Here is a 12703-nt window from a genome sequence, read left to right as displayed (position 1 = left end):
ATGTCAGATTGAGTAGTCATTGCTTATTCTCCTGTTAATGGATTATAAGCAGTTACACAGTTTTTAGGAAACTCCCGAGGGACGAGCGCTGAGCTAAGCTATTAAAGAGCACCGTCCCATGCATCGCATATTTGCCCCTTATTAAAGGACTCCGATGCTGAGGCCATGCTCTTTAAGCTTTTGCTTTAGTTACAACGCTTTCAACTGCTCCATCTGCGCTGTCATCGCCGTTAACTGCCCTTCTAGCTCAGCCAGTTTCGCCTTCTCAGTATCGACTACTTCCGCAGGCGCTTTACTGACAAAGCCTTCATTACCTAGCTTACGAGCGATACCGTCGGCTTGCTTTTGTAGCTTCTCATGCGCTTTGCCCAGACGTGCCAGCTCAGCCGTTGGATCAATCAGACCTTTCATCGGTACGAGCACACGCAGCTGACCGACCATGCTTGATGATGACAATGGCACTTCATCGCCTTCTTTCACTATCTCTAAGCTCTCGACTTTGGCAAGCGCTTTGAACTGGTTTTTGATACGTGATAGACGCGCTTCTTCGTCGCTAGAGACGTTTTGTAGGAGCACTGGCAGACGTACCGCGTTACCCAGTTTCATCTCACCACGGATGTTACGGACGCTCGCGATGAGTTCTTGTAGCCACGCCATATCCGCTTCAGTCTGCTCACTGATTTGGCTGGCATCGGTCTGTGGATAGTCAGCGACCACGATGCTGTCGGTGTTTTTGCGACCCAGTAGCGGCGCGATAGTCTGCCAGATTTGCTCAGTCAGATACGGCATGATTGGATGGGTGAAGCGTAGCGCAGTCTCTAGTACGTGCAGCAGCACATAGCGAATTTGCGCTTTACGCTCGTCCGATACCGAGTCATCATTTAGGCTGGCTTTGGCAAGCTCAACGTACCAATCACAGTACTCATTCCAGATGAACTCATAGATATCTTGGCTGACCATATCGAGACGGTACTGAGCGAAATGCTGATGAATGTCTTTGATGCTAGAGTTTAGACGACTCATAATCCATTTTTCTGGCAATTCCCATACGTCAGGATTCGCCGTTTGGTCGATAGGCTTAGCACTGCCTTCGCCATCGACACAGTTCATGAGTACAAAACGGCTGGCGTTCCAGATTTTATTACAGAAGTTACGATAGCCCTCGACACGCTTTAGATCAAAGTTGATATCGCGGCCAGTACTAGCCAATGAGGTAAAGGTAAAGCGCAGTGCATCGGTGCCATAAGCGGGAATGCCTTCTGGGAACTCTTTACGTGTTTGCTTCTCAATTTTGGCCGCGTCTTTTGGATTCATCATATTGCTGGTGCGTTTTTCGACCAGCGCTTCTAGCTCGATACCGTCGATCAAATCAATCGGATCTAAGACGTTACCTTTTGATTTTGACATTTTTTGACCATTGCCATCACGTACCAGACCGTGCACATAGACGGTCTTAAACGGTACTTGCGGCGTGCCATCTTCGTTTTTTACGAAGTGCATGGTCATCATGATCATGCGCGCTACCCAAAAGAAGATAATGTCAAAACCTGTCACGAGCACGCTGGTTGGGTGAAAGGTGTCCATCACGCGTGGATCGGCGTTGACGTCTGCCCAGTCAAGCGTACTGAACGTCCATAGACCAGAGCTGAACCACGTATCGAGCACGTCATTATCTTGGCGCAGTTTTACATCGTCGCTTAGATTGTACTTGCTACGCACTTCGGCTTCGTCACGCGCGACATAGATTTCACCCGTCGCATCGTCATACCATGCAGGGATACGATGACCCCACCATAGTTGACGGCTGATGCACCAGTCTTGTAGATCGGTCATCCACGCCATATACATATTTTTGTACTGCGCAGGGACGAACTCAATGCTGCCATCTTCTACTGCGTCGATCGCAGGCTTGGCAAGCTCTTTGACCGCGACATACCATTGATCGGTCAACCATGGCTCAACGATCGTACCACCACGCTCAGCACGCGGGGCTTTTAGCGCATAGTCTTCGATATCTTCTAACCAGCCCTGATCCTTTGCTTGCTCTACAAGGAATTTACGCGCCGCAAAACGCTCAAGCCCTGCGTAGTCGCTCGGCGTGGTCTCTAGCTCTGGCTCACGCGTTTGCAGATCAGGATAGACTTCCATCGCTGGCAAAATATTGGCGCGCTCATCAAGGATATTGATCAGCGGCAAGCTATGGCGACGACCCAATTCATAATCGTTAAAATCATGAGCAGGCGTGATTTTCACACAGCCCGTACCAAAGTCTTTTTCAACATAATCATCAGCGACGATAGGCACGACACGACCCGTGATTGGCAAGGTAATGGTTTTGCCGACCAAGTGTGCATAACGCTCATCGCTCGGATTAACAGCGACGGCAGTATCACCAAGAAGCGTTTCAGGACGCGTAGTAGCGACGACCAGATAGTTTTTGCCATCTTGAGTGGTTAGGTCTTTATCCGTGAAATGATAGCGGAAATGCCACAAACTGCCTTTTTCGTCGTGGTTTTCGACTTCCAAGTCAGAAAGCGCGGTTTGGAACTTAGGATCCCAGTTGACCAAACGCTTACCGCGATAAATAAGTCCATCGTCAAACAGGCGTACGAACACTTCTTTTACCGCATTGGATAACCCATCATCCATGGTAAAACGCTCACGCGACCAGTCAACCGAACTACCCAAACGGCGAATTTGGCTGGTGATATTGCCGCCCGACTCTTCTTTCCATTCCCACACTTTATCGATGAAGTCTTCACGCGTCATGTCACGACGCTTGATGCCTTGCGCTTCCAGACGACGCTCAACAACCATTTGCGTCGCGATACCGGCATGATCCGTACCTGGCTGCCACAGTGTGTTATCGCCATCCATGCGGTGATAACGCGTGAGCGCATCCATAATAGCATTGTTAAAACCATGACCCATGTGTAGCGAGCCGGTGACGTTTGGCGGTGGCAGCGCAATAGAAAACGACTCGTCTTTGTCAAACGTCGGCTGAAAATAGCCGCTTTCTTCCCAGCCTTGATACATGCCTGCTTCGACTTCCGCAGGATTATAGGCGCTCTCTAATTGGCTTAGCGCCGCTTGGATCGACTGGGTCAGGTTGGTTTTCGCATTGCTATCAATGCTGGTATCGGTATTAGGATTGCTCATAATAGGGTGATCTTATTGTTGATAATGAATGTGGTCAAAATGAGATAGCGTAAGACGCTATAAAAACAGGAAAAATAGTTGATAGTGTGATTTTAACGCAGATAGGCAGATTTTGTTAGATGGTAAGGCAATTTATAAAGCCTGAAGGCGATTTATTACTCAAATTGTTAATCAATTAACAACAACAATCAGAAGAATGGGAAATATAATAGAGATTACTTATGCAGCAAAATCATTAGCCTATAACCAGCGAGCCAACCGTGTCCCAAGATACCGAGCATGACCATGATTCTCAGGCTAATCTATCAGACAGCGAGCGTCTGAGCGTGAACACCACCTCTCCTGTGCCTAAAGGTGACGATACGCCAGAAGAAAACAGCGATTCTTCTAAAGACATTGAAGTAGACAAGGACGCAGACGAACCTATTAAAGCCACTGAAGACTTAGAAAACGATGACCTACCAGAAGAAATCAGCGATGAAGACAAAGAAACCATCAAAAAGGTCGCCAGTGACGACAATCTAAGCCAAGCAAAAAGCTACGCCAGTATCTTAGTTGAGCAAGTCATCCATGCAAAAGAAACTTTTGAGCGTTCACTTGGCTCGCTATTTACCAGTGCTTTTACGGCTGGGCTAGAGATTGGCATCAGCTTTTTCATGATTTTATCAGCGTTTGCCCTACTTAATGACGTGATACCAAGTCGCTATGCCATGGTGCTGTCGTCACTGCTGTATCCGATCGGCTTTATTATCGTAGTGATTGGTCAGTCGTTATTATTTACAGAGCAGACTTCTCTCTTGAGCTTGCCAGTCTTAAATAAAATTGAGCCGCTGCACAAACTCCTGCGTCTATGGGGCATTGTCATTGCGGGTAATATCGTTGGCGGCTGTATCTTTGCGGCGTTAATGATTGGTCTAGGACTGCATATGCACCTATTTACAGACCATGCTATCGATGTTTATGCCGAGCATATCTTAGGTTTTGAGTGGTGGGTTATCTTTGGCAGCGCCGTGCTAGCAGGCTGGATGATGGGCGTGGCCGCATGGCTGGTGACCTCCGCACGTGACACACTTAGCCGTATCGTATTGGTGACGCTTATCACTGGTAGCATTGGGTTTTTAGGCTTGCATCATAGTATCGTGGGCAATATCGAAGTATTTTCAGCGCTGCTGTATGGCAATACCGTCAGTCTCTGGCGCTACTTGGTATTTTTAGTCGTGGTACTGGTGGGCAATACGGTGGGCGGCGTGGTATTCGTCGCGGTACTCAAAAACCGTACATTCTTATTTGAAATTGAAAAAGTAAAAGAGCAAGCCGCCGAGGCAAGAGCGAAAATGGACAGACGAAGATTTTAGACTTGAGATAAAACTGGTTTGAGCCAAACTGATTTGAGCTAAAGCTGGTTTGAGTTAAAACGAGCACTAAACATAAAAGCCCATAACACGCTTCATTATACAAAGCGGATTATGGGCTTTTTTTATTGCACTATGCACTACTGGTTCTTTGCCAAGTATTGTCTCAACTGGCGCAACAATGCGTTACTATGGTTATCTTAAACCTCTTACATTCTACGTGCTGCCAATACACTGTTTTCTATCTCGGTTCTTTTGGCTTTATTGTGCTGGGCAGTAAATACTCTGACCATGATACCAGCGGTCAAGAACATGATGAGCGTATAAATGGCTGGCGTCATCGACATCTTATAGTTAGCCAATAGCGTCAACGCCATAAACATTGAAAGCGTACTGTTTTGTAGGCCGACTTCCATAGTAATCGAGCGTCTTTGTGCAGGGTTTAGACCGAACCATTTACTGGTGTAATACCCAAGCGCCATCGTCGATACGTTCAATATCAATGCCACAGGGCCAGTAGCGATTAATGCTTCAACGATAATGTCTCGTTGCACATAGCTTAAGAAAAGTACCAAGAAGCTCAAGAATATCACGCCAAAACGAGACACCATCACCTGTCCCTTGTCTGCCGCGTTAGGCGCATAGCGTTTGATCAACATACCAATACTGACGGGTAAGATAGTCAGAGCGATTAGGCTGATCATGGTCTTGACCACTGGCAACTGAAACTCACTACCCGCACCCATAAAGTATACGAGCGAAAAACTAAGGACGATAGGAATGGTAAATACGGTAATGACACTGGCAATAGCGGTCATGGTGACCGAAAGTGCGACGTCACCTTTGGCTAAATAGGTAAATAGATTCGATGTCGTGCCACCAGGACACAGTACTAGCAACATAACCCCAACGGCATACTCTGGCTCGAGAGACATGGTGGTTGCCAAAGCAAAACCTACGAGCGGTAAAAATATTAGCTGATTGGTCAAGCCTATGGCGACTGCTTTAGGGTATTTGACGACTCTCTTAAAATCATTGGTAACTAAGGACAATCCCATCCCCATCATAATCAAAAAGATACTAATGGGAATGACTTTTGCATTTATAAACGTGACTAACTCAACACCTTCCATAACTACATCCTTGTAGATAGAGCCCTTACACGGGCAGGTTTATGACAACCTCGTCATGCTCAATCAGCCAATCCTGCTGATATCTTGGGTAAAAGCCACCGACGTTGTCAGCTCTTTATATGACACTTTTCCATACAGTCGTATTTTTTAAACCGACAATTTTTGATAAAACTGGTTACTACGAACCGAAATAATAACGGAACGGCAAAATTCAGTATATCGTTGTAAAAGTGTATGGTTTTGATTTTTCTGACTACTCGTCAGTCAATTATAGGTTTTTACACTTGATAAAAAAGTAGAAATGATTTAAGCAGGGATTTTGTGATTTATAGCAGATGTAGGTTTAATATGGTCAATACTAATCACTGCCGTACCGTAGGCAATGGCTTCGACCATACTGCCTAATTGGTTGACATTGGTTACCTCAAGACGTAACCCGTAGATATGCGTGTAGCCTTTGGCTTTTGCCTCAGTCCGCATACGAACGATGGCTTCGCGGCGCGCACGATCTAGCAAAGTCTCATAGGTGGTTAAATTTTTACCAAAGACACTTAATACGCGAGCGATAATCATTTTGAAGTAATCTTGAGCGATGACGACACTACCAAGCACCAGCTCGCCTTCACTGCCCGCTGCTAACTTGGGACGGTATAGACGTTCGCTTGAGACAGTGATATCGCCCAATGCTTGCTCTGCTACTGTTAGCTGTGCCAAATGCTGACGTTCATGGCGCGACCCAAAGAACCAGCCAGCCGCAAATAAGAAGACAAACGGCCCATAATTGATGAGCACTTGCGTGAGTGAATCATTCATAGCACGTTTCTCATCATAAAAAGCATCGGTGCTTTTAGCGTTATAGTTTTTAGCATTGTAGCTTTTAGTATTATAGGATTAACCAAAAGGGTTGAAACGCGGTAAATCATCGGGTACGACTTGGGTCTGAGTATTCGTATTTTGATTAGAATGGTTGTAACCATCGCTTGGCGGGTTTTGATACTGCTGCTGTGATATCGGCGCGACCTTAACCGCCGTACCATAGACAAACAACTCTGACGCACCTTGGGCAATACTAGAAGTCGAAAAACGTAGACCGACCACCGCATCAGCACCGAGCGCCTCTGCTTTGACAATCATGCGATCGATTGCTTCTTGGCGTGACTCTTCTAATAGCTCGGTATAAGCCGTCAGCTCGCCGCCAACGATGTTTTTTAACCCAGCAAACAGATCCTTGCCCACGTGCTTTGAACGCACGGTACTACCGTACACCACGTCTAGGCGTTCAGTAATTTGATAGTTAGGTAAGTGTTCAAGGTTAGAGAGTTGCACAGTCATAGGATGACCTTATCGGTGACTTATAAAATACATGGTAAACCAAAGCGCTGCGATACAGCATAGGCAAAATAGAAACAGCACTGCTAATAGCGCTATTTCTTAATATTATTAATCGTTGGTATGAAACAACAAAAACAGCTCAGTCAAATTACCTTCGATGCTATTGGCCATCTGTACCATTTTATCTTCGTCTTTACGCATCTCAGACAGCTCTGGATCTTCATCATCGATACCACTAAGTACGATCATTGGCAAGGTCAATACGGCCACGTCTTCTGCCGTTTCTTGATCTTCGAACCAGTCGCTTGCTTCATCACCATACATGGCATCGACAAAACCGATTGACCAAGCAACGATGTCTGACTCGTCAGAGAAATCAACTGCCACTTCTTCGTTACCAGCATCTTCACCAAATGGTAATTCAATAGGCGTCTCATTTTTTAACTCAGCCATGATCGAATCGCGCCAGCGTTTGATGCCATCGATAACGTTTTCTGGAATCTCACTTACGTGACCTTCGAACAGGGCATCCATCCAGTTAGGCAATGGACGACCGATGACTGTCGCTGTCAAAAAACCATGCGCTGCGACACTATCTAGCACAAACTGGCTTTCTTGATTGTCCAAATAGTCTAGTAATTCATCAAAACTTAGTTGGTTACTCATAATTTGGTTTTCCTTAGCAGATAGATGTCATCAATCGCAGTGGGCGATCGGTTAAATAAAAGAGGACGATTACTTAAGTAGAGACTAAAGGCTGCTTAGTTAATCAAACTCAAGCAACCTCTATCAGGTAAGTATTATCGAAATGAACTGGTTGCGATCAAGCCTAGAAAGTTAGAAAAGTAGCAAACAACAGGCAACCAGTTTGATGGGATGAATAATTTTATTCATTAAAGTAGCCAATGACGTCAAAGTAGCCACTAGAGCACTTTAGTCCACTGAAACGACTGATGCCAACAAATTAAAAATCGTCATCATCCCAATCATCGCCGTCTTCATCGAAGTTGTCTATGTCGTCTAGATCGTCTTTTAACTCTTTAGCCAAACGCTTTTCTTCTAGCAAATTATCGATTAGCCGACGTTTTTCAAGACTACTTAAACGTGTACGTACGCTCGTCTCAGCTTCTTCAACCATCTTTGCATCATCATCGTCGACAAAATCATCATCAAAATCGTCGTCAATATCAGCGTCACTCATGACAAACTCCTATCATTTTTAGGCAAGGGTATTAAGAATACATCAATATATATATGCCTTATAAAGTCTCTATTGAATGTTGTCAATCCTTTTTCGCAATATGGTACATTTCAACTCTACGATTAAGATAGTCTAGTAGGCTATATAACAGACAATTGTAATATAAATGACCAAATACAGTCGGCATTAAATGTGTAGCTCGTCCTCATCTTCAATCATTAGAACCGCGTTACGCACATCGGCCAAACGCTGAATCAATGAGTCGTTAGCACCGTCAAATATCGCGCACTCGCGCTCATAGACAGTGGTTGGGCGCATGATGTTATGTACTTGTACATGATTGCTGATTTGCTTGAGACCGGCATTTGGCAATAATATCAATAGCTGCTCTTTTTTGCCGATACTCTGGAGCAAATGGGTCATTGGCTCTGATTGCGCGTCATCACTCACGCCCGCTTTCGCTGGCAAAGCAAAGCGCGACAGCTCAATATGCTTATCGTGGATAATTTTGTTGAGCATTAAATATAGCTTGGCAAGCATCACGCCTGCGAGTGCCACTTTTGCATGACTATTATCAGCCTTTAGTACCACACTTGCGCCATTGTCTTCGAAGTGCGCTTCATTCATCGCACTCACGCCCAGTAGCAATGGTTGTCTTAGCAACTCAGTCACAGCCTGATTGAGCAGCTGCGTGCAGAGTGCTAGATACGGAAGACGCTGCGCAGGTGCAAGGCGTTCAAGCATATTGAACTCATCATGGAATACCACTTGAACTTTGACGCTATCAACAGACCGTGTAGCAGACAGTTTAGACGTATGGCTGGTAACTTGAGAAGCAACACCGTCTGTATCTGCTATTTCGCTTTCGCCACCTTCACTCGCACTCGCACTCGCTAGATTGTCAGTAACGCTACCTGTCTCTTGGTTTTGCTGGGTTCTAAGATACTCGTTCACTTCGTTATGCACATTAAATTTGCGCGCATTAGTCACTTCGTCATCTGTAGCATTAGCTGTATTATCAGTCGCTACTTGACTGTCTGCTAAATGAGACGCTGATTGACCCGTTGACTGGCGCTCAAGTTCACGGTCGTAGCCGCATTGATCGACTGGTCTATATTGGTCACGATACAGCTCTTGGATATCTCGACTTAACGCATTAATTTGCTCTTTGGTCGGACGAGCGAGGTAACCGTAAATCAGCCAAAGCAGTAAATGTAGCAGCATGGTGCCGATGACAAACGGCCATTGCATGGCGATAATCTCGCCTTTGCTAACGTCTTTTAGGGTCAGTGCAACGCTACCGATAACTGCATCGCCATTGGTGGCGATTTGACGAATGGTGTCACCTTGCTGCATCGGCGCATTGCCTACTGGCACCAAGATATCGTCGTTGTTGTCCTTAATCAGTATCCGTGTGACGTCTTGCTCGCTGGTATAGCGATTTGCAATAACGCTTAAGCTCACGCGGTCTTTATTTTCTAAAGACAACCTTGCTTCATCAATCAGCTGGGCGACCATCTGCTCGCCTTTTAACGCACGACTATTGCTCAGCTGTTGGTCAGTACTAATGACCAATAACAGCGTCTGCAAACAAAAACTAACCAGAAGAATAATGGCAAACAACCCTTGCCGCGGCGCTAAATACGTCATGATATGTTAAACTTTTTTGGAGAGAAGAAATTAAAAAACGAGGCTATTGCTCATTTTTTGGCTAATTTTTAAACAATTTTAATATGTGCCAACTATGCTTCGCACATAGTTGTAAAACGATACTGATTATTAGCGACTATCGACACCATCAATATTGTTGCCAGCTTCGCTATCTTCTGCCTTGCAATCTTTTGCGAAGGCATCGTTAATAAGAAAGCACCGTCGATAAACAGCCAGCTTATCTCATCTACTATATCACCATAATAAGCCTTATAGCGTGAGCGCTTTATAAATTTATCATAATAACTTTATTGCATTTTCTATGGCTTCTTACGCCTTAAAATCTGTTTTTTAGCATCATTGTTACTTTGCGCGTCATCTATAGGCGCTGCCCAGTAAAACTGTTATTATTCCTAATCTTATATGAGCATACAAGGGACAATTGAGCCATGCCAAAAAATACATCTTATTCGTTACCAAAAGACAGCAAAGCATGGCAACAAGCCGTCGATTCTATTGCGGCATTATTACCCGAAGATACCAATTTGCAAGACTTTGATGCGCTACAGTCGCTACCTGTTTTTGCGCTCATCGTAGTACTGCCGACTCAGGTATCCGCATTGGATATTCATCAGTACGTTCAGTCGTGGGTCGATGAACAGCCAAGCTGGCATCTAGTGACCGTTGCCGAAGATACTGACGCTAGCTTCGTCAATATCACGGTATCTGATACAGAGCCTACAGCAGCGGACGCACAGCGCCTACCCTTTACCCATACTCAGGTCTACCGTTATCTGTTAGTGCCAGTCACTGACACGCTGATGCACCCTGGCAAAAAAACCGCAGCCGCTCACATTATTGATGATCAGCTGACCGCTCGCCTGCGTCGCGACCTAACTGAAGAATATAACAATACACGCAGTACAGGTAATACAGGCAACATAAACGTCGTGGACTGTCATATCTTGTCTGTCGGTCATATGCTACGGACGCACAAACTTGCCTGCTTTGATATGGACTCGACCTTGATTGAGCAAGAAGTCATCGTAGAGCTGGCAAAAACAGCTGGGATTGGCGAAGAAGTGGAAGCCATTACTGAAGCAGCAATGCGCGGTGAGATTGATTTTGATGAATCGTTTGCTCAGCGTGTGGCCTTGCTAAAAGGCACTTCTATTGATGTGCTGGATGATATCTGTAGTCGCTTAACGTTATCGACTGGTGCGCGCACGACGATCAGTGCGCTAAAAGCATTGGGCTATCATACGGTGCTGGTCTCGGGCGGCTTCACTTATTTTGCCCGTTATATCGCGGAGCAGCTGGGTATCGATGAAGTGCATGCCAACGCTCTAGATATCGAGGAAGGTGAAGTCACTGGTCATGTACAGTGGCCTATTGTCAACGGTGCCAAAAAAGCTGCTATCGTTGAGCATACTGCTGAGCGCTTAGGCATTGAGATGTCACAAGTGGTCTGTGTCGGTGACGGGGCTAATGACTTACCGATGATGGCATTGGCCGATCTGGGTGTGGCCTATCATGCCAAACCAATCGTTCAAGCACGTGCTGATGCCGCTATCAACGTGACAGGGCTTGAAGGTACTTTGTACGCTCTTGGCTATCCAGCCCTCGCTCCTACTGAGTAATTGCAGAACGCTTTATGCCATTTCATAAGCTAGGTTAATGTTTTGTCATTAATCTGGCTTTTATGCTTTAGGATGTGGTTTAAACAAGAAAAGTAGCGTAGATAGTATCGGTATATTAACCAGCTATTTGATGATGTCTGACAAGATTTAACCGTTTTTAATCCACTTAGATGACACTTATTTTTAAATGATAAAGGAATGCTCATGACGGCACCACAATCTCCACGGCCAACTCAGTCGTCAGCGCCACTAGAGCAAGATACGGTACCTGTACGTACCGATAGTCCAAAGCAGCTGGTAGGTATCTATGTCAGAGGAATGGCCATGGGCGCAGCTGATATCGTACCTGGTGTCTCTGGCGGCACCATTGCACTAATTGCAGGGATTTACGAGCGCTTGATTAACGCACTTGGCAGTATCGGCCCCAATCTTTGGACAATATTTCGTCAGGAAGGTGGCATCAAAGGATTCGCTGCAATTTGGCGACAAGTAGATGCGACATTCCTATTGTGTTTGCTACTGGGTATTGCCACTAGCTTTGCGACGTTGGCCGGTATCATTAAGCATTTATTGGACAACCAACCATTGCTTATTTGGTCGTTCTTTTTTGGATTGGTCGTCGCAACGGTATTTATCTTACTTAGTGAGATTAAGCGCTGGAATATAGGACGTGTCGCACTGTTCGCGACTGGGCTTATTGCCGCCATAGTCATCAGTAGTATGCCGTTACTCACGACCACGCCTAGCTTACCGTATTTGTTTTTTGCAGGGGCAATTGCTATTTGTGCCATGATCCTACCAGGGATATCAGGGTCGTTTATTTTGCTTTTGTTAGGTGCTTACGACGCGGTATTAGAAGCGGTCGACACGATGAATCTGAGTGCCATTTTCACAGTCATTGCGGGTATGGCGACTGGGCTATTGTTATTCACGCGCGCACTTAAGTGGCTACTGTCGCATTATTACCAAGCTACTTTGGCATTGCTGACAGGCTTTATCGCAGGCTCTCTAATAAAAGTATGGCCATGGAAAGTAGATGCGCTAGGCTCGCTCAACACTGAAGCTGTTCATAATGTCATGCCGTGGCAATACCCTACTGGCGCACAGTGGTCAACGACAGTAGGACTTATGCTACTCGGTGCCATCTTAGTTTCGTTATTATCTTGGTGGGGTAATCGTACCAATCGAGTCTAAGTATTTAGCAAACTGTCAATCCTGCTTTCTAGTTTGGCCTAG

At 45.5% G+C, this 12703-nt stretch carries 10 protein-coding genes; 3 read left to right on the top strand and 7 right to left on the bottom strand.

The features are described from left to right. Positions 1-189: 189 nt before the first annotated feature. The gene (locus JMY00_RS12705; protein ID WP_201580412.1) at positions 190-3159 is read right to left on the bottom strand and encodes a valine--tRNA ligase; all 2970 of its coding nucleotides are present in this window, start codon (positions 3157-3159) and stop codon (positions 190-192) included. A gap of 260 nt (positions 3160-3419) precedes the next feature. Between JMY00_RS12705 and JMY00_RS12700 the strand changes: the two genes are divergently transcribed. After that, positions 3420-4514, top strand: coding sequence for a formate/nitrite transporter family protein (locus JMY00_RS12700; RefSeq protein WP_201580411.1), 1095 nt, complete (start codon positions 3420-3422; stop codon positions 4512-4514). A 206-nt stretch (positions 4515-4720) separates the two neighbouring features. On the opposite strand, the gene JMY00_RS12695 is transcribed toward JMY00_RS12700, so the two are convergent. The 6 genes from JMY00_RS12695 to JMY00_RS12670 form a co-directional block, all read right to left on the bottom strand. Then, positions 4721-5644 carry a bile acid:sodium symporter family protein gene (locus JMY00_RS12695; protein ID WP_179799341.1) on the bottom strand — a complete coding sequence of 308 codons (924 nt, stop codon included), beginning with the start codon at positions 5642-5644 and terminating at the stop codon, positions 4721-4723. 306 nt (positions 5645-5950) lie between these two features. Further along, positions 5951-6457: a heavy metal-binding domain-containing protein gene (locus JMY00_RS12690; RefSeq protein ID WP_201548126.1), complete on the bottom strand. Its 507-nt coding sequence runs from the start codon at positions 6455-6457 to the stop codon at positions 5951-5953. Positions 6458-6535: 78 nt separating this feature from the next. Further along, positions 6536-6976 (bottom strand): YbjQ family protein, encoded by a 441-nt coding sequence (locus JMY00_RS12685; protein WP_240990754.1) that lies wholly within the window; start codon positions 6974-6976, stop codon positions 6536-6538. Between the two features lie 108 nt (positions 6977-7084). Continuing rightward, positions 7085-7642, bottom strand: coding sequence for a YecA family protein (locus JMY00_RS12680; protein ID WP_057761653.1), 558 nt, complete (start codon positions 7640-7642; stop codon positions 7085-7087). A 298-nt stretch (positions 7643-7940) separates the two neighbouring features. Then, positions 7941-8177: a hypothetical protein gene (locus tag JMY00_RS12675; protein WP_057761656.1), complete on the bottom strand. Its 237-nt coding sequence runs from the start codon at positions 8175-8177 to the stop codon at positions 7941-7943. A gap of 186 nt (positions 8178-8363) precedes the next feature. After that, a complete protein-coding gene (locus tag JMY00_RS12670) occupies positions 8364-9827 on the bottom strand; it encodes a hypothetical protein (protein WP_201580410.1) in 1464 nt (487 codons plus the stop codon). Between the two features lie 449 nt (positions 9828-10276). Here JMY00_RS12670 and serB point away from each other — a divergent pair, with 449 nt between their 5' ends. Together serB and JMY00_RS12660 are read left to right on the top strand one after the other, a co-directional pair. Further along, positions 10277-11467 carry a phosphoserine phosphatase SerB gene (gene serB, locus JMY00_RS12665; protein ID WP_201580409.1) on the top strand — a complete coding sequence of 397 codons (1191 nt, stop codon included), beginning with the start codon at positions 10277-10279 and terminating at the stop codon, positions 11465-11467. Positions 11468-11671: 204 nt separating this feature from the next. Next, positions 11672-12661 carry a DUF368 domain-containing protein gene (locus JMY00_RS12660; protein ID WP_201580408.1) on the top strand — a complete coding sequence of 330 codons (990 nt, stop codon included), beginning with the start codon at positions 11672-11674 and terminating at the stop codon, positions 12659-12661. Positions 12662-12703: the final 42 nt, after the last annotated feature.

The sequence above is a fragment of the Psychrobacter sp. Pi2-52 genome (assembly GCF_904846705.1).
Classification (GTDB): domain Bacteria; phylum Pseudomonadota; class Gammaproteobacteria; order Pseudomonadales; family Moraxellaceae; genus Psychrobacter.
This window is presented reverse-complemented; position numbering and strand designations above follow the sequence as displayed.

Bases quoted from the DNA above. Each gene is read 5' to 3' on its own strand.
- JMY00_RS12705 (WP_201580412.1), bottom strand. From the start codon at position 3,159: ATGAGCAATCCTAATACCGATACCAGCATTGATAGCAATGCGAAAACC.
- JMY00_RS12695 (WP_179799341.1), bottom strand. From the start codon at position 5,644: ATGGAAGGTGTTGAGTTAGTCACGTTTATAAATGCAAAAGTCATTCCC.
- JMY00_RS12690 (WP_201548126.1), bottom strand. From the start codon at position 6,457: ATGAATGATTCACTCACGCAAGTGCTCATCAATTATGGGCCGTTTGTC.
- JMY00_RS12685 (WP_240990754.1), bottom strand. From the start codon at position 6,976: ATGACTGTGCAACTCTCTAACCTTGAACACTTACCTAACTATCAAATT.
- JMY00_RS12680 (WP_057761653.1), bottom strand. From the start codon at position 7,642: ATGAGTAACCAACTAAGTTTTGATGAATTACTAGACTATTTGGACAAT.
- JMY00_RS12675 (WP_057761656.1), bottom strand. From the start codon at position 8,177: ATGAGTGACGCTGATATTGACGACGATTTTGATGATGATTTTGTCGAC.
- JMY00_RS12670 (WP_201580410.1), bottom strand. From the start codon at position 9,827: ATGACGTATTTAGCGCCGCGGCAAGGGTTGTTTGCCATTATTCTTCTG.
- serB (WP_201580409.1), top strand. From the start codon at position 10,277: ATGCCAAAAAATACATCTTATTCGTTACCAAAAGACAGCAAAGCATGG.
- JMY00_RS12660 (WP_201580408.1), top strand. From the start codon at position 11,672: ATGACGGCACCACAATCTCCACGGCCAACTCAGTCGTCAGCGCCACTA.